Origin of the sequence: Microbacterium sp. CH-015, assembly GCF_049707015.1 — a bacterium.
Taxonomy (GTDB): domain Bacteria; phylum Actinomycetota; class Actinomycetes; order Actinomycetales; family Microbacteriaceae; genus Microbacterium; species Microbacterium aurum.
Genome location: NZ_JBNAFJ010000001.1, coordinates 378,806 through 400,945, shown reverse-complemented (window position 1 = coordinate 400,945; position 22,140 = coordinate 378,806). Strand labels below are relative to the sequence as shown.

Sequence of the window (22,140 nt, the reverse complement as noted above, 5' to 3'; positions counted from 1 at the left end):
AGGACCTCAGGGCGAGACGAGGAACACCGCGTCCAGCAGCCCCGGGTTGTGGGCGTGGACGAGCACCGCGAACACGACCGCGTCAAACAGCAGATGCACCGTGACGACGTACCCCAGCGACCGGGTCTTCAAGAAGATGACGGCCTGCAGCAGCGCGAACGGAATCGTCAGCACCGGTCCCCAGGCGCGGTAGCCGAGCTCCCACAGGAACGAGACGAAGACGATCGCCTGCAGCACGTTGGCCGCGGCATCCGCGAAATGCCGGCGCAGCAGGGCGAACACGGTGCAGATGAAGAACAGCTCGTCCCAGATGCCGACCGCTCCCACCCCGATGAACAGCCGCCCGATGAGGTCCGGGGTGTCCAAGACGGGCCAGTTGAGGTAGACGCCCGACGTGATGAAGTAGAACGGCAGGATCAGCCAGCCGAGCACGAGCACGGCACCGAGCCACGCCCACTGCCATCCGCGCCAGCGCCCGCCGCCGCGCCACGGGAAGGCGATCGCCCGGTCGCGGTAGAGCCACCGCGACACCGCGTACGGCACGACGACCGCACCGCCGAGCGCGAGCGTGAACCGCAGCATCGACAGGTCGTCGAGCTTGGCCTCCAGCGAGATCGCGCTGACGATCAGCATCCCGAGCGCGATGAGCGACAGGTCGCGGGTGAGCGACGGTCCGGGTGCCCGGACGCGCCCGCGCTCCATCAGCCACGCCGCCCCGACGCCCGCCGCGAGGAGGAGCCACCCGAGCCACGGCAGCAGCAGGACGAAGAACGCCGGCGCCGCGAGACAGACCAGCAGCGCGGGTGCCGTCCCCGCCGACAGCGAGGGGCGGGATGCCGCGGCGACCGGTCTCATCCGCGGTCGCGCCGCCGGTAGGCGAGGTCGCGGATCTCGCGGCCCTTCGCGATGCCCTTGCGCTCGAACGCCGTCATCGTGCGCCCGTCGAAGCGGGGCGCCCAGTCGCCGTCGAAGGCCGGTGCGAACTCCGCGGCATCCGTCATCACGTCGCGCATCTGCAGGGCGTAGTCCTCCCAGTCCGTCGCGAGCCGCAGCATCCCGCCGCCCCGCAGCGCCCGCGCCGCCAGCGGCGGGAAGGCCGGTGCGATGAGCCGCCGCTTGTTGTGCTTTGCCTTGTGCCAGGGATCGGGGAAGAAGATCCACACCTCGTCGACGCTCGCCTCGGGCAGCAGATGCTCGAGCACCTCGGGCGCGTTCGCCTCGACGAGGCGGAGGTTTCGCACGCCGGCGCGATCGGCGTCGAGCATGGTGCGGGCAAGCCCCGCGCGGAACACCTCGACCGCGAGGAAGTCAGTGTCCGGATGCGCCGCCGCGGCATGCACGATCGCGTGCCCCTGCCCCGAGCCGATCTCGACGACGAGCGGCGCACGGCGCCCGAAGACGGATGCCGGGTCGATCCCGGTGCCGGGGAGGATGCTCGTGGCCGCCGCATCCCGCTGCACCTCGAGGACGTAGCGCGGCGCCAGCTCGGCCCAAGCGCGCTCCTGCGCGTCGCTCATCCGGCCGCTGCGGCGGACGAACGAGACGGGCTTGTCGCGGAACCGCGGGGTGTCGGGCATGCTGTCGGGGCTGGCATCCGGCATCCGTCCAGCGTACCCGCGCGGGTCAGGCGGTCACGAAGTCGATGAGCTCCTCGACGCGGCCGAGCAGTGCCGGGTCGAGATCGCGGTAGCTGTGCACCGCGCCGAGGATGCGCTGCCACGTGCGGCCGAGGTCGGCCTGATCGCGCGCCGGCCAGCCGAGGGCGCGGCTGACGCCCACCTTCCACTCGATGCCGCGCGGGACCTCAGGCCACGCCGCGATGCCGACGGCGCGCGGCAGCACGCACTGCCACACGTCGATGTGCGGATGCCCCACGATGCGCACGTGCGCGCCGTGCGGGCCGCGCTCCACCGCCTGCGCGATGCGCGACTCCTTCGACCCCGGCACGAGGTGGTCCACGAGCACGCCGTAGCGCCGGTCGGGCCCCGGCGGCTCATCGCGCAGCACCGCCTCCAGGAGGTCGACGCCCTGCAGGTACTCCACGACGACGCCCTCGGCGCGCAGATCGTCGCCCCACACCTTCTCGACGAGTTCGGCGTCGTGCCGACCCTCGACGAGGATGCGGGACGCACGCGCGACCCGCGCGCGCGACTCGGGAGCGGCGAACGATCCGGATGCCGTGCGTCTCGGCGCGGCGACGGCGGCCGCCGGGGGCGTCAGCACGACGGCGGCCCCGTCGATCAGAAAGCCTCCGCCGAGGGGGAACAGCCGGCGCCTGCCGAGCCGGTCCTCCAACTCGACATGACCGCTGCGCACACCGGTCACCGCGCCGCAGAAGCCGTCGCCGGCGACCTCGACGACGAGGTCGCGCTCGGCCGCGACCTGAGGCACCACCGGCCGGCCCGCCTCGCGCCAGCCCTTCGCCAGGACGTCCGTCCCGTAGCGGTCGGCACCGAATCCGTCGCTCATGATCCACCCTCCGAAGCCGTCACCCTACCGGGCGTGCGCGGCCAGGCGGGACAGCGACGCTCGGGATCGGCGACGACCGATGATTCATAGCCGATCCGCAGGCGGAGAGCCCGGCGACCGCCTACCGGCACATGCACCGCGGGGCATAGGATCGGGGAAAGGGGGCGAACGTTCCCGCGCAGGAGGGATCCCGCATGCGAACGCGACTGTTGCTGGCCGTCACGGCCGCGGCGGCGATCATTTTCGGCGGCGCGGCGGCGGCATCGGCGACCGACCCCGTCACGCTCGGATCGACCCGCGTCGTGGACCAGTCGGACGTGCTCTCCAGCGGCGAGGAGTCCGCCGTCGACGCGCGCCTGCGAGCGCTGAACTCCAGCTCGGGCGTGGACCTCTGGGTCGTGTACGTCCCCACGTTCACCGACCCGTCCTCCCCCGAAGAGTGGGCCAACACGACCGCGACGAACAACGGCCGCGGGCCCCACCAGTACCTCCTCGCGATCGCGACGGACGGGCGGACCTTCTACCTCTCGGGCGACTCCGACGGACCCGTCACCGAGGATCAGCTGGGGACCATCGAACAGCAGCGCATCCAGCCGGCGCTCGCTGCCGAGGACTGGTCGGGCGCCGCCTTCGCGGCCGCCGACGGCCTCGCCGCCGCGATCGGCGGCGGCTCCGGCGGCACCGACGACGGCGGGGGCGCACTCGTGCCCATCCTCCTCATCGTCGTCGTGATCGCCCTCGCGGGCCTCGTCATCTGGATCGTGGTCCGCTCGCGGCGCAAGACGCGCCAACCGGCCGTCGCCGGAGGCGGCGCGGGCGCTGGCGGCGCACCGGTCGACCCCCTCGCGGGTCTGTCCACCGAGGACCTCGCCCGGCGTGCGTCGTCCGCGCTCGTGCAGACCGATGACGCCATCAAGACCAGCGAGCAGGAACTCGGGTTCGCGCGGGCCGAGTTCGGCGACGCGGCGGCGAAGGAGTTCGACGACGCGCTGACCGCGGCCCGCAACGACCTCGACGAGGCGTTCGCGCTCAAGCAGAAGCTCGACGACGAGCAGCCGGATGCCGAGGCGGACGTCCGCGCATGGAACGCGCGCATCATCCAGCTGTGCGAGCACGCCGGGTCCGAACTCGACGCCAAGGCGGCCGCGTTCGACGAGCTGCGCAAGCTCGAGCAGAACGCCCCCGCGGCGCTCGCGCACGTGACCGATCTGCACGCCCAGGTCTCCGGCGAGCACGCCGCGGCGGTGACGGCCCTGACGGCGCTGCAGCAGCGCTACGCCCCCGCCGCCCTCGCCACGGTCGCCGATGACCCCGCGCAGGCGCAGCAGCGCCTGGACTTCGCGCGGGAGCAGCTGACCACCGCGCAGCAGCAGCTCGACGCCGGCAACGGCGGCGCCGCCGCTGTCAGCATCCGCGCGGCCGAGGACGCCGTCGCCCAGGCGCAGCTGCTGCAGAACGCGATCGGCAAGCTCGGCGCCGATCTCGCGAAGGCCGAGACGGATGCCGCGGCGCTCATCGCCGACCTCGAGAAGGACATCGCCACCGCGAGCGCCCTGCCCGACACCGGCGGCAGACTCGCTCCCGTCGTCGCCGCGACGCGTCAGCAGGTCGACGCCGCGCGCGCCCTGCTCACGGGCTCCGCCCAGCAGCCGCTGGTCGCGCTGCAGGGGCTCGACAAGGCCAACCGGGAGATCGACGCGATGCTCGCGGGCGTCCGCGACGCGCAGGAGCGCGCCGATCGCGCGCAGCGCCAGCTGGGCGCCCTCATGACCCAGGCCCAGGCGCAGGTGTCCGCGGCCGAAGACTTCATCACCTCGCGCCGCGGCGCGATCGGCGCCGAGGCGCGCACCCGGCTGGCCGAGGCGGGCGCCGCCCTCGTGCAGGCACGGCAGCTGCAGCAGGCCGACCCGGCACAGGCCGTGCAGTACGCGCAGCGCGCGAACGACCTCGCCGCACAGGCGATCCAGTACGCCCAGAACGACGTCGGCGCGTTCGGCTCCGGCGCGGGCGGCATGTTCGGCGGTTCCGGAGGCTCGGGCTCCGGCGGCAACGTCATGGGCGCGATCCTCGGCGGCATCGTCATCAACTCGCTGCTGGGCGGCGGTGGCCGCAGCAGCGGCGGAGGCGGCTTCGGCGGAGGCGGCTTCGGCGGAGGAGGTTTCGGCGGCGGCTTCGGCGGCGGTTCGCGCGGCGGGGGCATGAGCCCCGGCAGCTTCGGCGGCGGCGGCACCCGCTCGCGCCGCGGAGGGGGCCGCTTCTGAGCCGTCCCCGATCGGCCGCGCAGGCGCCGGCATCCCTCGCCCCTCACTGAACGACTCACCCACAGCTTCCCGCTAGGAAAGGAAAACCGATGGCAAAGCAGTCCATCTTCGGCCGCATCTCGACCCTCGTGAAGGCGAACATCAACGCGATGATCGACTCCGCCGAAGACCCGCAGAAGATGCTCGACCAGCTGGTGCGCGACTACACCAACAACATCGCCGACGCGGAGTCGGCGATCGCCGAGACGATCGGTAACCTGCGCCTGCTCGAACGGGACCACGAGGAGGACGTCAAGGCGGCCGCCGAGTGGGGCAACAAGGCCCTCGCCGCCAGCAAGAAGGCCGACGAGCTGCGCGGCACCGGCAACACGACGGATGCCGACAAGTTCGACAACCTCGCCAAGATCGCGCTGCAGCGCCAGATCACCGAGGAGAACGAGGCCAAGGCCCTCGCGCCGGCGATCGCGACCCAGACCGAGGTCGTCGACAAGCTCAAGGACGGCCTCAACGGCATGAAGCAGAAGCTGGAGCAGCTGAAGTCGAAGCGCTCCGAGCTGCTCGCCCGTGCGAAGTCGGCCGAGGCGCAGAACAAGGTGCACGACGCCGTCCGCTCGATCGACGTGCTCGACCCGACGAGCGAGCTCGGCCGGTTCGAGGACAAGGTCCGCCGTCAGGAGGCCCTCGCCGCCGGCAAGGCCGAGATCGCCGCGTCGACGCTGGACGCGCAGTTCAACCAGCTGGAGGACGTGGGCGAGCTCACCGAGGTCGAGGCACGCCTGGCCGCGCTGAAGAGCGGCGGCACCGCCGCGCCCGCGCTGGAACAGTAGTCGCCGCGCGAGAAACCAACTTCGGCGCGAGAAACCACGCGGTGCGTGGTTTCTCGCGCCGCGAGTGGTTTCTCGGCGATACGCGACGCGAGAGGATGCTTGCATGACCCGATTCCTCGTGGTCCCGCAGTGGCAGGGGTCTCCCGCCGCCCGGGCGATGCACCTCGTCGACGGTGCCGAGGCGATCGCCGGCGATCTTCCCCGCGCCTCCACCGCACGCGTCGAGGTGCCCGCCTCCGCCGGCGAGGCGCTGGGCACCGGCATCCGCCGGTACAGTGCCCTCGCCCGCATCGCCGACGCCGTCACGGACGCCCTCGGCCAGGCGGCCGAGCCCGCGATCGTCGTCGGCGGCGACTGCGGCGTGGCCGTCCCCGCCATCGCGCATGCCGCCGAGCAGCATCCCGACCTCGCCGTGGTGTGGCTCGACGCCCATGCCGACCTCAACTCCCCCGCCACCTCGCCGTCCGGCGCGTTCGCGGGGATGGCGCTGCGCGCGGTGTTCACCGACCTTCCGCTGCCCGGGAGCGGAGCCGTCGCCGCCGACCGCGTGATCCTCGCCGGCGCCCGCGAGTTCGACCCTGCCGAGCAGGCCTTCGTCGACGAGGTGGGCCTGCGGGTGCTGTCGGTCGACGACCTCGCCGACCCCGGCGCCCTCGCCGAGGCGGTCGCCGCGACGCGGGCCTCCGCGGTGTACATCCACGTCGACCTCGACGTGCTCGACCCCGCCGTCATCACCGGGGTGGGGCTGCCGGTGCCGTTCGGTCTCACGCTGGATCAGCTGACGGGCGCCATCGCCGCCGTCCGCGCGCGACGGCCGCTGGTCGGCGCCTCGCTCGCCGGGTTCGCCCCCGCCGACCCGGCCGCCGCGGTCGACGACCTCGGCACTATCCTCCGCATCGTCGGGGCGCTCGCGTGATCGCGACGCCGCCGGCGGGCTGGCGGGAGCGCGCCGATCGCGCCGTCGCGCGGGGCGGTCGGCTGGACGCGCTCATCCCGCGCGTGCTGCTGGACTCTCCGGTGAGCCTCGTGGGCTACGCGTGGGGCACCGCCGTCGGATGGGTCTGGGGCACGCTGTGGTCCACCGGTCGCGTCGAGCGGCGCGCGGGACTGTGGGTCTTCACCGGCATGCCCTCGTGGACGTTCGGCCGTGGCGGCGTCTGCGTCGGCGGCTGCTACCTCACCGGGTCCGCGCCCGTCACCGACGCCGTGCTGCGCCACGAGGCGGTGCATGCGCGGCAGTGGCGCCGCTACGGCTTTCTCATGCCGCTGCTGTACCTGCTGGCGGGACGCAACCCGTTGACGAACCGGTTCGAGATCCTCGCCGGCCTCGAGGACGGCAACTACGTTCCGCGGGGACTCAGCGGGCGCTGAGCAGTCCGAACCGCTCCGGCGTGTGCACCCGCTCCGGGGCGACGCCGAGTGCGCCGGTGAGGTGGTCGAAGATGTCGGCGGTGCCGAGGTACCCGCCGAGCAGGTGGATGCGGGTGCCGTCGACGCACGCGGCATCCGTCTCATCCACCGGGCACAGCACCTCGTCGGCCCACGCGTTCACGGCGCGGCTCAGCGCCTGACCGGGGGCGCAGGCGCGCCCGGTGCCGGGGTCGCCGGTGCGGCGCGAGCGGTCGAGCCACGTCACGATCATGCGCACCGGAACGTCCACCGGAGAGATCCACGTCGCGTCGGGCACCTCGATGAACACGCGCCCGGTCGAGCAGATCGGCAGGGTCGCGAGCAGCGCGCCGAGCTCGGCGAGCGCGTTCTCGTCCGCGGTGATGAGATGCTGCACGCGCGCGTGACGCGACGCCTTGCAGGCCGTCTCGTTGTGCGCGCTGAGATGCAGGACCGGGGAACTCATGATGACTCTACTATAACCCCTTTAAGGGTAGCCTTACCTCAATCTCGGTCGATGAGGACGTCCCGCAGGGCGCGGAGCTCGTCGTCGGCCATACCGCCGGCGCGCAGATAGTCCGCCGCGGAGCCGAACCGGGCGCTCACGTCCTCGAGCACCGTCCGCATCACCGGCGCGGGCGAGCGCGTCGCGAGATCCTCGAGATGGCGCGCCTCCGGGTGCATCCGACGCAGGTGCGCGACGACCCGCGCGTTGCGCTCGCGCGGCAGCAGGGTCTCGGTGCGGGCGTAATCGCTGACGACGGCATCCTCCTCGACACCGGCGGCGGCCAGCAGCAGGGCGATCGTGACCCCGGTGCGGTCCTTGCCGACCGTGCAGTGCACGAGCACCGGCTGGTCGGCGATGACGGCGCGCGCGGCGGCGATGATGCGGTCTGCCGAGCCGTCGACGAGCGCACGGTACATCTCCGGCAGCGAGATGTCCTCGACGAAGAAGGATGCCGTGGACCCGAGGAACAGCGGAACGCGCACCGTCTCCACGGGCAGCGCCCCCAGACGGCTCGGCTCGCGGGCGAGCTCGTCGTCCTCGCGCAGGTCGACGATGCGACGGATGCCGAGCCGCGCGAGCACGGCGCGACCGTCGTCGTCCAGCCGGGCGAGGTTGCCGGAGCGGAACAGCACGCCCGCGCGCGTCCGCGCCGCGCCGGCGGGAAGGCCCCCGACGTCGCGGAAGTTCAGCGCTCCGGGGACGTCGCTCATGCCGGGTCGGTGCTCGCCCGCTCGCCGCGACGCGGCGGCACCGGGTACTTCCCGGCGATCGTGATGCGGTTGAACGCGTTGATCGACACCAGCAGCCAGCTGAGGGCGACGTACTCCTGCTCGGAGAGGATGCCGCCGACATGGTCGTACACGTCGTCGGGGATGCCTTCCTCGTGGATGTAGACGTAGCGCTCGGCGAGCTCGAGCGCCGCGCGCTCCCGCGCCGTGAACACGCCGGATTCGCGCCACACCGGCAGCTGGGCGATCTCGTCCGCGGTCAGTCCCGCCTGCACGCCGCGGTCCACGTGCACGCGCACGCAGTACGCGCACCCGTTCAACTGTGACGCGTGGATGAGGGCGATCTCCTTCATGCGGTCGTCGATGCCCGCCTCGGCGGCGATCGTGCCGACGGTCTGGGAGAACGCCTCCAGGGCGTCGTAGGCGGGACGGGCCGAGCGGGAGAGGTGGACGCGGCGTTCCGAGGTCATGCGCCCAGCCTACGGCGCACCCCGCCTCCCCCGCCCGCGCGCCGGGCCCGCATCGGCACCCGGCCCCGCGCCCCCGGGCCCGGAGACCCGGAGGCGGGCATGCACCACAATGGCGGGATGGACGAGTTCTCCTTCCTCCCCGCGCAGGCGGCGGAACTGCGCGCGGCGGGGACACCCGCCGAGGTGCCGCCGGTACGCCGCCTCACCCACGCCCTCCCCGACGGTCGCACCGTCAGCGCGCTGGCCTACGGCGACGCTCCCCCAGTCGTCACCTTCCTCCACGGCGCGGGCCTCAACGCGCACACGTGGGACACCACGGTGCTCGCGCTGGGCCTGCCCGCCCTCGCGCTGGACCTGCCCGGGCACGGCGACTCCTCCTGGCGCGAGGATGCCGCGTACACCGGCCGCACGCTCGCCGCCGACATCGCCGACGCGATCGCGGCGTGGACCACGGCGCCCCAGGTGCTCGTCGGCCAGTCGCTGGGCGGCCTCACCGCCGCCGCTCTGGCCGCCACGCACCCGGATCTCGTCCGCGAACTCGTCATCGTGGACATCACCCCCGGGATCGACCCCGACGGCGACGCCGCCTCGATCGCGGCGTTCTTCGCCGGACCGACCGACTGGGCCAGCCGCGACGAACTCGTCGAGCGGGCGCTGTCGTTCGGCCTGGGCGGCTCCCGCGAGGCAGCCACCCGCGGCGTCTTCCTCAACTCCCGCATCCGCCCCGACGGCCGCGTCGAATGGAAGCACCATTTCGCGCATCTGGCGAACGCCCTCGCCGCCGATCCCGCTGCCGCGCAGGCCGCGGGGGCGCAACAGCCCGCGCTGCGCGGCGCGCTCTCGGCATCCGGCTGGGAAGACCTCGCGGCCGTCACCGCCCCGATCACGCTCGTCCGCGGCGACCGCGGCTTCGTCATCCCCGCGGATGCCGACGAGTTCCGCCGCCGGGTGCCCGCGGCATCCGTCATCGACGTGGCCTCGGGCCACAACGTGCAGGAGGAGCAGCCGGTGGCGCTCGCCCACCTCGTCGCACGGAACACGTGACGCCCCGCGACGGTTTGAGACGGACGATGACCGTGCGCGGATGCGCAAAGCCTAGGCTGTAACGCGCACCCGAGTTCGCGGGCCGTGCGAACAGCAACGACGCGCGCCCGCCCTTACGAAAGGACACCCCCACATGCCTCGTCGCACCACCGTCGCCGCTGCCGCGCTGCTCGCGGCCGGCGCGCTGCTGCTCAGCGCCTGCACCGGCGGCAGCACCGCGTCGCCGACGGCCACCGCGGGCCCGGCCGACCCCGACGCCTCCGTCGCGGTGCGCCTGGTCGCCGAGCCGAGCAACCTCGACATCCGCGAGACCGCCGGCGCCGCGCTCGATCAGATCCTCATCGACAACGTCTATCAGGGCCTCGTCTCGCGCACGCCCGACCAGGAGATCGTCGACACCCTGGCCTCCCGCCACGAGGTCTCGGCGGACGGCCTGACCTACACCTTCACGCTCCGCGAGGGCGTCACGTTCCACGACGGCCAGGAGCTGACTCCGCAGGACGTCGTGACGTCGCTGACCGAGGTGCGCGACAACGCGGACTACCGCGACTCCGCCCGCCTCGCGAACGTCACGACGATCGCCGCAGATGGCCAGGACATCGTGCTGACCCTCAGCGCCCCCGACTCGACCCTGCTGTGGAACCTCACCGGTCGCGCCGGACTGGTGTTCAAGGAGGGCGACACGACCGACCGCAAGACCAAGGCGAACGGCACCGGCCCCTACAAGCTCACCGACTGGAAGCAGGGCGACTCGATCACCTTCGAGCGCAACGACGACTACTGGGGTGAGCCCGCCGGGGTCAAGGAGGTCGTCTTCGACTACATCCCCGACACGCAGGCGGCCCTCAACGGCGCCCTCGCCGGGGAGCTCGACGTCGTGACCGGCTTCGACGCGAACCTCAAGGACCAGATCGAGGCGAACGGCGACTTCGCCCTCGTCGTCGGCAAGTCCACCGACAAGGGCACGCTCGCGATGAACTCCACGACCGAGCCGCTCGCCGACAAGCGCGTGCGTCAGGCGATCCGCCAGGCGATCGATCACGACGCCATCATCGAGGCGCTCGGCGCCGGGCAGACGCTGTACGGTCCGATCCCGGAGCTCGACCCGGGCTACGAGGACCTCGAGTCGACGGCGCCGTTCGATCCGGATGCCGCGAAGAAGCTCCTCGCCGACGCCGGCTTCAGCGACCTGACGCTGACGCTGATGATCCCGTCGTTCTACGGCACGACGGTCTCGCAGATCCTCGTCTCGAACCTCAACGACGTGGGCATCACGCTGAAGGTCGATGCCGTCGAGTTCGGCGCCTGGCTGCAGAACGTCTACATCAACAAGGACTACGAGCTGAGCTTCGTGCTGCACACCGAGGCGCGTGACTTCGAGAACTGGGCGAACCCGGACTACTACTTCACCTACGACAACCCCGAGGTGCAGGCGCTGTACGCCAAGTCGGTCGCCGCGACCGACCCCGACACCGCCGCGGACTTCCTGAAGCAGGCCGCGAAGATCGTCGCCGAGGACCAGGCCGCCGACTGGCTGTACAACGGCGCCTCGGTCGTCGCCGTCGCCTCCGGGGTCACCGGCTTCCCGTCGGTGAACGTCAACGAGCGCCTCAACCTCTCCGAGCTGGCCAAGAGCCAGGGCTGATCGACCGGAGGTGATCCGCTACGCGCTGACGCGACTGGCCCTGCTGCTGCTGGGCCTCCTCGTCGCCAGCGCGCTGATCTTCCTCACGCTGCGGGTTCTTCCCGGCGATGTGGCACAGCTCATCGCCGGGATGAACTCCACCCCCGAGCAGATCGCGTCGCTGCGCGAGCGGATGGGCTTGAACGAGCCGCTGCTCACGCAGTACCTCACCTGGATCGGCGGGATCCCCCGCGGCGATCTCGGCACGTCGCTGCTGACCGGGGCGCCGGTCGTCGGCGAACTGCTCCAGAAGGGGCAGGTCACGATCCCCCTCGGGCTCATGTCGATGACCGTCGCACTGCTGATCGCGCTCCCCTTCGGCGTCTTCTCGGCGATGCGGCGCGGTCACCGCGACGGGACCCTGATGAGCGTGGGGGCACAGGCCGTCGCCGCCGTCCCGGTGGTGTGGGCCGGCATGATGCTCGTGCTGGTCTTCGCGGTGTGGCTCGGGTGGCTGCCCGCCCAGGGATTCCCGCGCAGCGGGTGGTCCGAGCCCTCGCTCGCCTTCCGGTCGCTGCTGCTGCCGGCGGTCACGATCGGGGTCGTCGAGGGCGCCATGCTCATGCGCTTCGTGCGGTCGGCGACACTGCAGGCGACCGGTCAGGACTTCGTCCGCACCGCCGCCGCGAAGGGCCTGACACGGAACCAGGCGCTGCTGCGCCACGGGCTGCCCACCGTCGGCCTGTCGATCATCACGGTGCTCGGCCTGCAGGTCGCCGGCATCATCGTGGGCGCCGTCGTCATCGAGCAGCTGTTCAGCCTGCCCGGCATCGGGCGGATGCTGGTGGCCGATGTCGGCAACCGCGACCTGCCGAAGGTGCAGGGCGAGCTGCTCGTGCTCACCGGGTTCGTCCTCGTCGTCGGCTTCGTCGTCGACCTCGTCCACCGGGTCATCGATCCCCGGCAGCGGGAGGCGGAGTGACACCTCGACACCAGAGCCCGGGGACCGCCCGGTTCGCGTGGCTGCACCGGCTGTGGCACCTCGGCACGGGGCGCTTCGGCCTCATCGTCGTCGCCGTGATCGGCCTCACGGCTCTCGTCGCCCGCTTCTGGCTGCCGTTCGACCCGCAGCGTGTCGACGTGTCGGGACGCTGGGCGCCTCCCGGCTGGCCGCACCTGCTCGGGACCGACGGGTCGGGACGCGACATCCTGAGCCTGCTCATGGCGGGCGCGCGCACGACCGTGTGGGTCGCGCTCGGCGCGGGCGTCGTGGCGACTCTCATCGGCATCCTGCTGGCCGCGCTCGGCGCCCTCACCGCCCGCTGGCTGCGCGAGACCGTCGCCGTGCTCGTCGACATCCTCATCGCCTTCCCCGTGCTGCTGATCGCGATGATGATCTCGTCGGTGTGGGGAGGATCGCTCTGGGTCGTGATCGTGTCGGTGGGCATCGGCTTCGGGGTGAACATCGCCCGCGTCACGCGGCCGGAGCTGCGGCGCGTGCTGCACAGCGACTTCGTGCTGGCCGGGCGCGCGAGCGGCCTCACCCCGTTCCAGAACCTGTGGCGCCATCTGCTGCCGAACGTCGCGCCGGTGTTCATCGTGCAGCTGTCGTGGGGCATGGCGGTCGCGGTCCTCGCCGAGGCCGGCCTCAGCTACCTCGGCTTCGGGGCGCCGCTGACCGAGCCGAGCTGGGGGCTGCTGTTGAAGGACCTGCAGACGTACATCTCCGTGCACCCCCTCACGGTGGTGTGGCCGGGGCTCGCGATCACGCTCACGGTGCTGGGGCTGAACCTGCTCGGCGACGGGCTGCGCGAGGCCACCGACCCGACGCTGTCCCGGCGCCGCAGCGCCCGGCCCGAGGCGCAGACGCACACCCCGGCGGTGATCGCATGAGCCTCGCCGTCCGCGATCTCGTCATCACGATCGACGGCCGCCGCGTCGTCGACGGCGTCTCGTTCGACGTCCCGGACGGCGCGCGGGTCGGCCTCATCGGCGAGTCCGGCTCGGGCAAATCGCTCACCGCGCTCGCCGTGCTCGGGCTGCTGCCAGAGGGCGCGACGGCGACCGGCAGCATCCGCTGGAACGATCGCGAGCTGATCGGGCTGGCCGACCGCGAGCTCGCGCGCCTGCGCGGCGACGAGATCGGCATCGTCTTCCAGGAGCCCCGCACCGCCCTCAACCCCATCCGCACGGTGGGGCGCCAGATCGCCGAGTCGGTCCGCATCCACGAGGGGATCGGGCGGGCGGATGCCGCCGCGCGCGCGATCGCCGAGGCCGAGCGCGTGCGACTGCCCGACCCCGCGCAGATCGTGCGCCGCTACCCGCACCAGCTGTCCGGGGGGCAGCGTCAGCGCGTCGCAATCGCGATGGCCCTCGCCTGCCGACCGCGGCTGCTGATCGCCGACGAGCCCACGACGGCGCTCGACGTCACGATCCAGGCGGAGATCCTCGAGCTGCTGCACGGTCTGGTCGCGCAGGACGGCATGTCACTCGTGTTCATCACGCACGACCTCGCCGTGCTGTCGCAGATCGCGACCGACGCGGTCGTCCTCGACGACGGCCGGGTCGTGGAGAGCGGACCGCTGTCACGGCTGCTCACAGCCCCGGAGTCGGCCGTCACCCAGGGTCTGCTGCGCGATGCCACCGCCACGCTGTGGCGACCGGGAGGTGCGGCATGACCGAGCACGACGCGCCGGGCACAGGCCGGCGGCAGGATCCCCGGGAACTGGTTCGGGTGCGGGGGCTCACCCGGCGCTTCCGCCAGGGCGGCGGGCGCCTGTTCACGCCGAAGCGCTGGACGACGGCGCTCGACGACGCCGACCTCGACGTCCGCGCCGGCTCCGCGGTCGGGATCATCGGCGAGTCCGGCTCGGGCAAGTCCACGCTCGTGCGCCTCATGCTGGGCCTCGACGTGCCGACGGGCGGCACCGTCGAAGTCGCGGGGCGTGCCGTCGACGCGCGCGCCGGCGCGCGATCGCTGCACTGGCTGCGCCGCGAGACCGGGATCGTCTTCCAAGACCCGTACGCCTCGCTCGACCCTCGGATGAGCGTCGGCCGCATCGTCGGGGAGCCGCTGTGGGCGCTCGGGATCGAGGGCGACCGCCGTGCCCGGGTGCACGAGGTGCTGACCGACGTGGGCCTCGAACCGGAGATGGCCGACCGCTACCCGCACGAGTTCTCGGGCGGTCAGCGTCAGCGCGTCGCGCTGGCGCGCGCGATCGTGCACCGGCCCCGGCTGCTCGTCGGCGACGAGCCGCTGTCGGCGCTCGATGTCACCGTCCGCGCGCAGATCCTGGAGCTCATCCGGGAGCTCCGCGCCGCCCAGCAGCTGACCCTCGTCATGGTCTCGCACGACATCGGCGTGGTGCAGAACCTGTGCGACGAGGTCCTCGTGATGAAGGACGGCCGGATCGTGGAGGAGGGCCCGACCGAGAAGGTGCTGCTCGCGCCGCAGGTGGCCTACACGCGGCGCCTGCTCGCCTCGATCCCCGTCATCGACCCGCCCCGGGGCTGACCGGTGTCGGGGGCGCGGCGTAGGGTGACCCGCATGCACGCGATCATCCCGCCCTACCTGCTGGCACGGCTGGCCACCGCCGAGGCCCCGCACCTGGCCGTCGCAGCCGAGGCCGCCCGCGCGACGCTCGCGACGCCCCGCGTCTACCACCCGACGCGCGCGAACCTCGACGTCACGGTCGAGGGCGACGCGCTGGTGTTGGAGGGCTCTCCGGCACCGGATCGCGCGATCTCCGACGCGCAGCACCGTGAGACGCTGCCGGGCGTGCGGGTGCGCGGCGAGGACGACCCGGCATCCGACGACGTGGCGGTCAACCAGGCCTTCGACGGCCTCGGCGACACGTTCGACCTGCTGTGGGACTCCTTCGGCCGCGCCGCCATCGACGGCGCCGGCGGCACGCTGGAGGCGACCGTGCACTACGGCCAGAAGTACGACAACGCGTTCTGGAACGGCGAGCGCATGGTGTTCGGCGACGGCGACGGCGAGGTCTTCACCGGCTTCACCGGCTCGGTGAGCGTCATCGGACACGAGCTCGGGCACGGCGTGATCGAACACGCCGGGGGCCTGGAGTATCAGGGACAGTCCGGCGCCCTGAACGAGTCCGTCGCCGACGTGTTCGGCGCGCTCACGGAGCAGCATCTCGTGCGGCAGAGCGCCGTGGAGGCGTCCTGGCTGATCGGGGCGGGGATCTTCACGGATGCCGTGCAGGGCACGGCTCTGCGGTCGATGAAGGCGCCCGGCACCGCCTACGACGACGACGTGCTCGGCCGCGACCCGCAGCCGGCGCACATGCGCGACTACGTCGAGACGACCGAGGACAACGGCGGCGTGCACATCAACTCCGGCATCCCGAACAAGGCGTTCCACCTCGTCGCGACGGCCCTCGGCGGGTACGCATGGGAGCGCGCCGGCCGCATCTGGTACCTGGCGCTCACCGGCGGACGACTTTCGCGCACCGCCGATTTCGCGGCCTTCGCCGCGGAGACGGTGGCCGTCGCCGCGCGGGAGTACGGTGAGGACTCGGAGGAGGCCGACGCCGTCCGCACCGCGTGGTCCGCGGTCGGGGTCGTGAACGGTGACGAACGATCCTGAACCCGCAGGGGGCGAGCCCGACGCCGTCGTGGCCGTGACCGTCAGTCGGTCCGGCGGCATCGCCGGGATGACGCGGCGCTGGGCGGTGCGGTCCCAGAGCGCCGAGGATGCCGCGCAGTGGCGCGCTCTGGTGGAGGCCTGCCCGTGGGACGAGTGCGACAGCGCGCGGCCGACGGGCGCGGACCGGTTCGCGTGGTCGGTGCGGGCCACGCTGCCGGACGCCTCGCGGCACGCGGACCTCACCGAGGATCAGGCCTCAGGGCCGTGGCGCACGCTCATCGATGCGGTGCGGGAGGCGGCGGCGGGGTGACTCCGCCGCTCACCGACCGGCGCCGAACAGCTTCCGCCGGCGCTTTTTGGGCTGCAGCTGCTTCTGCAGGTAGATCGTGCCGAGCCAGCGGCCGAACTTGAAGCCGACGCGCCCCATCCGCCCCACCTCGACGAAGCCGAGCTTCTCGTGGAGCGCGATCGACGCCTCCGCGCCCTTGTCGCTGATGACGGCGACCATCTGGTGGATGCCCGCCTCCTCGGATGCCGCGATCAGCGCCTCCAGCAGCGCCCGGCCGAGCCCCTTGCCGGTCGCGGCCTGCCCGAGATAGATCGAGTTCTCGACGCTGTACCGGTACGCCGACTTCGACGACATCGGCTGGACGAGCGCGTATCCGAGCACCTGCCCCGACGGGGATTGCGCGACGAGGAACGGCATGCCGAGCTTGTGCAGGTGCGCCGCCTTGTCGCGCCACTGCTTGAGCGACCACTTCTTCTCATCGAAGGTGACGACGGAGTTCGTCACGTAGTGGTTGTAGATCTCGCGGATGTCCGGGATGTCGGCATCCTGCACCGGGCGGATCTCGAACGAGAACGGACGCTCGGTCTCGACGCGGCGCAGATGCGCCGGCAGGCGCCGGCGCGTCTTGTCGTACTCCTCTTCCAGCATGCGCGACAGCCTACGCGGGCAGGCGCCAGTCGACCGGCGCGGCCTGCTGCTGTGCGAGCAGCGCGTTCACGCGCGAGAACGGGCGCGACCCGAGGAACCCGCGGCTCGCCGACAGCGGCGACGGATGCGCCGACTCGACGATCGGGGTGGCGCCCAGCAGGGGCCGCAGGTTCGCGGCATCCCTCCCCCACAGCACCGCCACAAGCGGTGCGTCGCGGGCGACGAGCGTGCGGATGGCGTGCTCGGTGACCTTCTCCCAACCCCACCCGCGGTGGGATGCCGGAGCGCCCGGCGCCACGGTCAGCACACGGTTGAGCAGCATGACGCCCTGATCGCTCCACGCCGACAGGTCGCCGTGCGGCGCCCGCGGGATGCCGAGGTCGGCCTCCAGTTCGGTGTAGATGTTCGACAGGCTCCGCGGCAGCGGGCGCACGTGGGCATCGACGGCGAACGACAGCCCGATCGGATGGCCGGGTGTCGGGTAGGGATCCTGTCCGACGATCAGCACCTTCACCTCGGACAGCGGCCGGGCGAAGGCACGCAGCACCTTGTCGCCCGCGGGGAGGTAGTGCGTTCCGGCGGCGACCTCGGCGCGTAGGCGTTCGCCGAGCGCCGCGATATCGGGCGCGACCGGGGCGAGCGCCTGCGCCCAGCTGGGGTCGACGAGGCCGGCCGCGGCGAGCTCGTCGAGGGTCATCGCCATCAGGCGCTCGCCTCGGCGCCGGCGTCCTCCTCGGCGACCGTACCGGCGGCGGACCACGGGAAGTCGATCCACCGGTCGGTCTCGCGCCACGAGTAGTCGGGCGAGACGACCGAACCCGGCTTGGTGTAGATGCAGACCGAGCGAACGTCGGCCTGCGCGTCCTGCAGCATCCGCACCGCCAGCGCGAGGGTGCGGCCGCTGTCGGCGACGTCGTCCACGAGCAGCACGCGCTTGCCCGGGAGGTAGCCGAGGTCGAGGTCGGGCGGCAACAGCGCCGGGGCGTCGAGCACGGTGCCGATGCCGGTATAGAACTCGACGTTCAGCGCCCCGCAGCTCTTCACGCCCAGCCCGTAGGCGATCGCCCCGGCGGGCAGCAGGCCGCCCCGGGCGATCGCGACGACGACGTCGGGGACGAAGCCGTCGGCGAGGATCGTGCGCGACAGCTCGCGCGTCGCCTCGCCGAATCCGTCCCAGGTCAGCACTTCGCGGTCGCTCGTCACGCCATCAGCCTACGAGCACACGGTGAGCCGGCGCGAACCGCCGCCCGCGGCGTCACGCACGGCCGCGCGGCGCATCACGGCGTGCGCGGCGACCGGCGGGCACGCCCCTAGACTGAGCGCCGTGACATCGAAGTCGGCTCTGGGACCGCTGGCCACCGCGACCGCCTCTGTGCGTTCCTCGACGGTCGGCGTCACCGCCGCGCTCATCGGCTGGTTCGTGCTGGTCGAGCTCGTCAGCGGCATCCTGCAGGGCTACTACGTGCCCCTGTTCAGCGACATCGTGACGACGCTCGGCATCCACGACTCCGACGTCAACTGGTTCGAGGCATCGCAGCTGCTGCTGTCGGCGCTCGTCGTGCCGATCCTCGCGAAGCTCGGCGACATGTACGGGCACAAGAAGATCCTGCTGGTCGCGGCGATCCTCACGGCCGGGGCGACCTGGTGGCTGGCCTTTGCGACATCGTTCTGGTCGTTCCTCATCGCGTGGGCGCTGCAGGGGTTCTACGTCGTCTGGCTGCCGCTGGAGATCGCGCTCATCTTCGAGCGCGGCCGGCGTCAGCAGCGTGGCGTGTCGACCACGCGGCGCGCGGCGGGCCTGCTCGTCGTGGGCCTGCAGGCCGGTGCCATCATCGGCGCGCTGGCCGCCGGGCGCATCTTCGCCGCCACGCAGGACCTCACCACGACCCTCATCGTGCCCGCGGTCGCGGTGACCCTCGTCGCCGTCGTGATCTGGTTCGGCGTTCCCGAGTCGAAGCCGGAGCCGGGCCGCTCCCTCGACCTGTGGGGATTCGTGCTGCTCGCCTGGGGCCTGCTGCTGGTCACCGGCGGTCTCGCCTGGATGCGCATGATCGGCGAGCTGGGCCTCGGCGCGGACGCCTGGACCTGGGTGATCGTGCTGATCGTCCTGGGTCTCGCCATCTTCGCCCTGTTCGTGCGGTACGAGCTGCGCCAGCAGGACCCGGCCATCGACATCCGCGTGCTGCGCCGCCCCGAGATGTGGCCCGTGCAGGTCACGGCGTTCCTGATCGGCATCAGCCTGCTCGGCGCGCAGGGTCCGCTGTCGACGTATGCCGGCACCGACCGCTCGCTCGGGTACGGCCTGGGGCTGGATGCCACGGAGCGCTCCAACATCATCGGTGTGTACCTCGTGTCGCTCATCGTCGGCGCGATCTTGTTCGCGGTGACCTCGCGCCGGGCGAGCCCGCGCATCGTGCTGATCGTCGCGGCGCTGCTCGTCGGCGTCGGCTACACGCTGTTCCTGCCGTTCCACCTCGAGCTGTGGCAGGTGCTGCTGAACCTGTGCATCGCGGGCCTCGGCTGCGGCGCGCTCGTCGGAGCGCTACCGGCCGCGGCCGCCGCGGCCGCGCCGCTCGGGCAGACGGGCGTGGCGTCCGCGCTCACCAACACGACCAAGACGATCGGCGGCACGTTCTCGTCGGCGGTGTTCGGCGTCGTGCTCGCGGCGGGCGTGGGCGCCGTCGCGAGCCAGACCGCGGCATCCCTCGGCGGATACATGACCGTGTGGGCGATCTGCGCGGGCGGCGGGTTCCTCGCCGCCGTCCTGTTGCTGTTCGTCCCGAAGGTCGCGTTCGCCGACGCTCCCCCCGCCTGAGCGCGAGACCCCGCTCACTCGGGCGTCAGCCGCGCGGACGCAGCGGGCCGCGGGCCAGCAGGTGCTGCGCGGACTGCGCGACGGGACGCATCGTCACGAGGTCGAGGTTGACGTGCCCCGGCGCGTTCAGCGCGTAGGCGATGACATCGGCGACGTCGGATGCCGTGAGGGGGTGCTCCACGCCCTCGTACACCCGCTCCGCGCTCGCCCGGTCACCGCCCAGGCGATTGAGCGTGAACTCCTCGGTGTAGACCATGCCCGGGGCGATCTCCGTAACCCGGATGGGTTCGCCGTTCAGCTCGAGCCGCAGCGCATGCACGAGCATCGCCTCGCCCGCCTTCGCGGCGTTGTAGCCCGCCCCGCCGGGGTAGGCCGTCTGCGCGGCCGTCGACGTCACATACAGCGTGTCGGCATGTCCGCCCGGCCCGATCGCGGACCGCAGCAGCGGCAGCAGGGCCGCCGTCACGAGCTGTGCGGACAGCACGTTCGCCTCGAACATCCAGCGCCAGTCGGCGGGGTCGCCGTCCTCGACGCGATCGGTGCCCCGCGCGCCGCCGGCGACGTGCACGAGCGCGTGGACGTCGCCGGTCTGTGCGAGGTGCGCCGCGAGCGCGGCAACGTCGGCCTCGTTCGACAGGTCCGCGGCGAACGAGCGGGAGCCGACCTCGGCGTCCAGCGCCTCGAGCCGCTCCGCCCGGCGCGCGACACCCACGACGTCCCAGCCCGATGCGCGCAGAGCACGCACCGTCGCTTCGCCGATCCCCGAGCTGGCCCCCGTCACCACTGCACGTCTGGTCATGCCTCTACGGTACCCGGACCGGTGTTACGTCACATTTCCCCGTGCTTGTTGACATCGGGGGCGCTCCGTACTGTCGGTGTGGTCGCCGGCATCCGCCCGCCACCACCCGAACCACGCAGGAGCCGAACATGTCCGCACCCGAGAACTGGCGCTTCGAGACCAAGCAGATCCACGCCGGCGCCGCGCCGGACCCGGTCACCAAGGCTCGCGCCACGCCGATCTACCAGACCACCTCCTACGTCTTCGACAACGCCGACCACGCCGCGAACCTGTTCGCGCTGGCGGAGTTCGGCAACATCTACACGCGCATCCAGAACCCGACGCAGGACGTCCTGGAGCAGCGCCTGGCGGCGCTCGAGGGCGGCACGGGCGCGCTCGCGCTCGCCAGCGGCCAGGCCGCCGCGACCTTCGCCGTCCTCAACATCGCGCAGGCCGGCGACCACATCGTCTCGTCGAGCTCGATCTACGGCGGCACGTACAACCTGTTCAAGTACTCGCTCGCCAAGCTCGGCATCGAGGTCACGTTCGTCGAGAACCAGGACGACGCCGAGGAGTGGCGCCGCGCGGTCCGCCCGAACACCAAGCTGCTGTTCGCCGAGACGATCGGCAACCCGAAGATCAACATCCTTGACATCCGCCTCGTCGCCGACGTGGCGCACGAGGCGGGCGTGCCGCTCATCGTCGACAACACGATCGCGACCCCGTACCTCATCCGCCCGTTCGAGCACGGTGCCGACATCGTCGTGCATTCCGTCACGAAGTTCCTCGGCGGCCACGGCACCACGATCGGCGGCGCGATCATCGACGGCGGCTCGTTCGCCTGGTCGCAGAACGTCGAGAAGTTCCCGGGGCTCACCGAGCCCGACGAGTCGTACCACGGCGCGAGCTACACCACGGCCGTCGGCGACGGCCTCGCGTACATCATCAAGGCGCGCGTGCAGCTGCTGCGCGACCTCGGCTCGGCGATCTCGCCGCAGAGCGCGTGGAACCTGCTGCAGGGCGTCGAGACGCTCTCGCTGCGCATCGAGCGTCACGTCCAGAACGCGCAGGAGATCGCGGAGTGGCTCGACAACCACGACGACATCGCGTCGGTGAACTACTCCGGGCTGCCCAGCTCGCCGTGGTACGCCGCCGCCAACCGCTACGCCCCGAAGGGCGTCGGCGCCGTGCTCTCCTTCGAGCTGAAGGGCGGCGTGGAGGCCGGCCGTGAGTTCGTCAACTCGCTGAGCCTGTTCAGCCACCTCGCCAACATCGGCGACGTGCGCTCGCTGGTGATCCACCCGGCATCCACCACCCACTCCCAGCTCACCCCGGAGCAGCAGCTCACCGCCGGTGTCACGCCGGGTCTGGTGCGCCTGTCGGTGGGCCTCGAGAACATCGACGACCTGAAGGCCGACCTGGAGCGGGCGTTCGCCGCCGCGCGCCGGGTCTCGGAGGCCGCCCGCGCCTGAGCCGCGCCGCACGCGCCGTGCCGGCTCCGGTGCCGCGTCGCCCGTGACAGCGCCGCGCCGGTTCCGGTGCCGCGCCGGTTCTGTTCCGAAAGCAGGCTGAATCGCACCTTCTCGGTCCCCCGCGGACCGCGGAGGTCGATTCAGCCTGCTTTTGCGACATCCGGCCGCCGTCACCGGCGCCCGTAACACGACGACGGCATCCGCGCCGACCC

At 72.2% G+C, this 22,140-nt stretch carries 24 protein-coding genes; 14 read left to right on the top strand and 10 right to left on the bottom strand.

The features are described 5' to 3' along the window. Positions 1–6: 6 nt before the first annotated feature. From ACPYN4_RS01855 to ACPYN4_RS01845, 3 genes are read right to left on the bottom strand one after another with little or no spacing between them, the layout of a single operon-like run. The gene (locus ACPYN4_RS01855; protein WP_424445485.1) at positions 7–855 is read right to left on the bottom strand and encodes a CPBP family intramembrane glutamic endopeptidase; all 849 of its coding nucleotides are present in this window, start codon (positions 853–855) and stop codon (positions 7–9) included. Beyond that, positions 852–1,601, bottom strand: coding sequence for a tRNA (guanosine(46)-N7)-methyltransferase TrmB (gene trmB / locus ACPYN4_RS01850; protein ID WP_232321628.1), 750 nt, complete (start codon positions 1,599–1,601; stop codon positions 852–854). The genes ACPYN4_RS01855 and trmB overlap by 4 nt, the downstream gene beginning before the upstream one ends. A 22-nt stretch (positions 1,602–1,623) precedes the next feature. After that, on the bottom strand, positions 1,624–2,469 hold the full coding sequence (locus ACPYN4_RS01845; RefSeq protein ID WP_281653271.1) for a DUF3097 family protein: 846 nt from the start codon (positions 2,467–2,469) through the stop codon (positions 1,624–1,626). Positions 2,470–2,663: 194 nt separating this feature from the next. Here ACPYN4_RS01845 and ACPYN4_RS01840 point away from each other — a divergent pair, with 194 nt between their 5' ends. The 4 genes from ACPYN4_RS01840 to ACPYN4_RS01825 all read left to right on the top strand — a co-directional run bounded on the left by ACPYN4_RS01840 (position 2,664) and on the right by ACPYN4_RS01825 (position 6,928). Then, positions 2,664–4,730 carry a TPM domain-containing protein gene (locus ACPYN4_RS01840; RefSeq protein ID WP_424445484.1) on the top strand — a complete coding sequence of 689 codons (2,067 nt, stop codon included), beginning with the start codon at positions 2,664–2,666 and terminating at the stop codon, positions 4,728–4,730. An 89-nt stretch (positions 4,731–4,819) separates the two neighbouring features. Next, positions 4,820–5,557: a PspA/IM30 family protein gene (locus ACPYN4_RS01835; RefSeq protein WP_239282693.1), complete on the top strand. Its 738-nt coding sequence runs from the start codon at positions 4,820–4,822 to the stop codon at positions 5,555–5,557. A 103-nt stretch (positions 5,558–5,660) separates the two neighbouring features. Continuing rightward, on the top strand, positions 5,661–6,473 hold the full coding sequence (locus tag ACPYN4_RS01830) for an arginase family protein (RefSeq protein WP_239282691.1): 813 nt from the start codon (positions 5,661–5,663) through the stop codon (positions 6,471–6,473). After that, a complete protein-coding gene (locus ACPYN4_RS01825) occupies positions 6,470–6,928 on the top strand; it encodes a Fe-S oxidoreductase (RefSeq protein ID WP_239282689.1) in 459 nt (152 codons plus the stop codon). Before ACPYN4_RS01830 ends, ACPYN4_RS01825 begins: the two co-directional genes overlap by 4 nt. Here ACPYN4_RS01825 and ACPYN4_RS01820 read toward each other — a convergent pair. The 3 genes from ACPYN4_RS01820 to ACPYN4_RS01810 are packed head-to-tail and all read right to left on the bottom strand — an operon-like array spanning position 6,915 to position 8,652. After that, a complete protein-coding gene (locus ACPYN4_RS01820; RefSeq protein ID WP_424445483.1) occupies positions 6,915–7,412 on the bottom strand; it encodes an SIP domain-containing protein in 498 nt (165 codons plus the stop codon). The genes ACPYN4_RS01825 and ACPYN4_RS01820 overlap by 14 nt on opposite strands. Before the next feature lie 38 nt (positions 7,413–7,450). After that, positions 7,451–8,164 (bottom strand): tyrosine-protein phosphatase, encoded by a 714-nt coding sequence (locus ACPYN4_RS01815; protein WP_076691353.1) that lies wholly within the window; start codon positions 8,162–8,164, stop codon positions 7,451–7,453. Then, positions 8,161–8,652: a carboxymuconolactone decarboxylase family protein gene (locus ACPYN4_RS01810; RefSeq protein WP_076691354.1), complete on the bottom strand. Its 492-nt coding sequence runs from the start codon at positions 8,650–8,652 to the stop codon at positions 8,161–8,163. Before ACPYN4_RS01810 ends, ACPYN4_RS01815 begins: the two co-directional genes overlap by 4 nt. Before the next feature lie 117 nt (positions 8,653–8,769). Here ACPYN4_RS01810 and ACPYN4_RS01805 point away from each other — a divergent pair, with 117 nt between their 5' ends. The 8 genes from ACPYN4_RS01805 (at position 8,770) to ACPYN4_RS01770 (ending at position 16,236) form a co-directional block, all read left to right on the top strand. Then, the gene (locus ACPYN4_RS01805; RefSeq protein ID WP_424445482.1) at positions 8,770–9,696 is read left to right on the top strand and encodes an alpha/beta fold hydrolase; all 927 of its coding nucleotides are present in this window, start codon (positions 8,770–8,772) and stop codon (positions 9,694–9,696) included. A gap of 133 nt (positions 9,697–9,829) precedes the next feature. Continuing rightward, on the top strand, positions 9,830–11,341 hold the full coding sequence (locus tag ACPYN4_RS01800) for an ABC transporter substrate-binding protein (RefSeq protein WP_424445481.1): 1,512 nt from the start codon (positions 9,830–9,832) through the stop codon (positions 11,339–11,341). A 10-nt stretch (positions 11,342–11,351) separates the two neighbouring features. After that, entirely contained in the window at positions 11,352–12,302 is a 951-nt protein-coding gene (locus ACPYN4_RS01795) for an ABC transporter permease (RefSeq protein WP_239282313.1), read from the top strand. Next, positions 12,299–13,213: an ABC transporter permease gene (locus ACPYN4_RS01790; RefSeq protein ID WP_424445480.1), complete on the top strand. Its 915-nt coding sequence runs from the start codon at positions 12,299–12,301 to the stop codon at positions 13,211–13,213. Before ACPYN4_RS01795 ends, ACPYN4_RS01790 begins: the two co-directional genes overlap by 4 nt. Continuing rightward, positions 13,210–13,998 carry an ATP-binding cassette domain-containing protein gene (locus tag ACPYN4_RS01785; protein ID WP_424445479.1) on the top strand — a complete coding sequence of 263 codons (789 nt, stop codon included), beginning with the start codon at positions 13,210–13,212 and terminating at the stop codon, positions 13,996–13,998. Before ACPYN4_RS01790 ends, ACPYN4_RS01785 begins: the two co-directional genes overlap by 4 nt. After that, a complete protein-coding gene (locus ACPYN4_RS01780) occupies positions 13,995–14,834 on the top strand; it encodes an ABC transporter ATP-binding protein (RefSeq protein ID WP_424445478.1) in 840 nt (279 codons plus the stop codon). Before ACPYN4_RS01785 ends, ACPYN4_RS01780 begins: the two co-directional genes overlap by 4 nt. 33 nt (positions 14,835–14,867) lie before the next feature. Continuing rightward, positions 14,868–15,926 (top strand): M4 family metallopeptidase, encoded by a 1,059-nt coding sequence (locus ACPYN4_RS01775; protein ID WP_424445477.1) that lies wholly within the window; start codon positions 14,868–14,870, stop codon positions 15,924–15,926. Continuing rightward, positions 15,910–16,236 (top strand): protealysin inhibitor emfourin, encoded by a 327-nt coding sequence (locus ACPYN4_RS01770; protein WP_424445476.1) that lies wholly within the window; start codon positions 15,910–15,912, stop codon positions 16,234–16,236. Before ACPYN4_RS01775 ends, ACPYN4_RS01770 begins: the two co-directional genes overlap by 17 nt. Positions 16,237–16,245: 9 nt before the next feature. Here the strand turns inward: ACPYN4_RS01770 and ACPYN4_RS01765 are convergent, their stop codons facing one another. Genes ACPYN4_RS01765 through ACPYN4_RS01755 form a run of 3 tightly spaced genes read right to left on the bottom strand, consistent with a single transcriptional unit; the run spans position 16,246 to position 18,066 of the window. Continuing rightward, positions 16,246–16,863, bottom strand: coding sequence for a GNAT family N-acetyltransferase (locus ACPYN4_RS01765; protein ID WP_076691362.1), 618 nt, complete (start codon positions 16,861–16,863; stop codon positions 16,246–16,248). Positions 16,864–16,873: 10 nt separating this feature from the next. Further along, positions 16,874–17,566: a uracil-DNA glycosylase gene (locus tag ACPYN4_RS01760; RefSeq protein ID WP_424445475.1), complete on the bottom strand. Its 693-nt coding sequence runs from the start codon at positions 17,564–17,566 to the stop codon at positions 16,874–16,876. Further along, positions 17,566–18,066 carry a phosphoribosyltransferase gene (locus tag ACPYN4_RS01755; protein WP_424445474.1) on the bottom strand — a complete coding sequence of 167 codons (501 nt, stop codon included), beginning with the start codon at positions 18,064–18,066 and terminating at the stop codon, positions 17,566–17,568. The genes ACPYN4_RS01760 and ACPYN4_RS01755 overlap by 1 nt, the downstream gene beginning before the upstream one ends. A 121-nt stretch (positions 18,067–18,187) precedes the next feature. On the opposite strand from ACPYN4_RS01755, the gene ACPYN4_RS01750 reads away from it, so the two are divergent. Continuing rightward, positions 18,188–19,678 (top strand): MFS transporter, encoded by a 1,491-nt coding sequence (locus tag ACPYN4_RS01750; RefSeq protein WP_424445473.1) that lies wholly within the window; start codon positions 18,188–18,190, stop codon positions 19,676–19,678. Positions 19,679–19,703: 25 nt separating this feature from the next. On the opposite strand, the gene ACPYN4_RS01745 is transcribed toward ACPYN4_RS01750, so the two are convergent. Further along, positions 19,704–20,477 carry an SDR family oxidoreductase gene (locus tag ACPYN4_RS01745; RefSeq protein WP_239282325.1) on the bottom strand — a complete coding sequence of 258 codons (774 nt, stop codon included), beginning with the start codon at positions 20,475–20,477 and terminating at the stop codon, positions 19,704–19,706. Between the two features lie 128 nt (positions 20,478–20,605). Between ACPYN4_RS01745 and ACPYN4_RS01740 the strand changes: the two genes are divergently transcribed. Continuing rightward, the gene (locus ACPYN4_RS01740; RefSeq protein ID WP_424445472.1) at positions 20,606–21,928 is read left to right on the top strand and encodes a bifunctional o-acetylhomoserine/o-acetylserine sulfhydrylase; all 1,323 of its coding nucleotides are present in this window, start codon (positions 20,606–20,608) and stop codon (positions 21,926–21,928) included. The last annotated feature ends 212 nt before the right edge of the window (positions 21,929–22,140 follow it).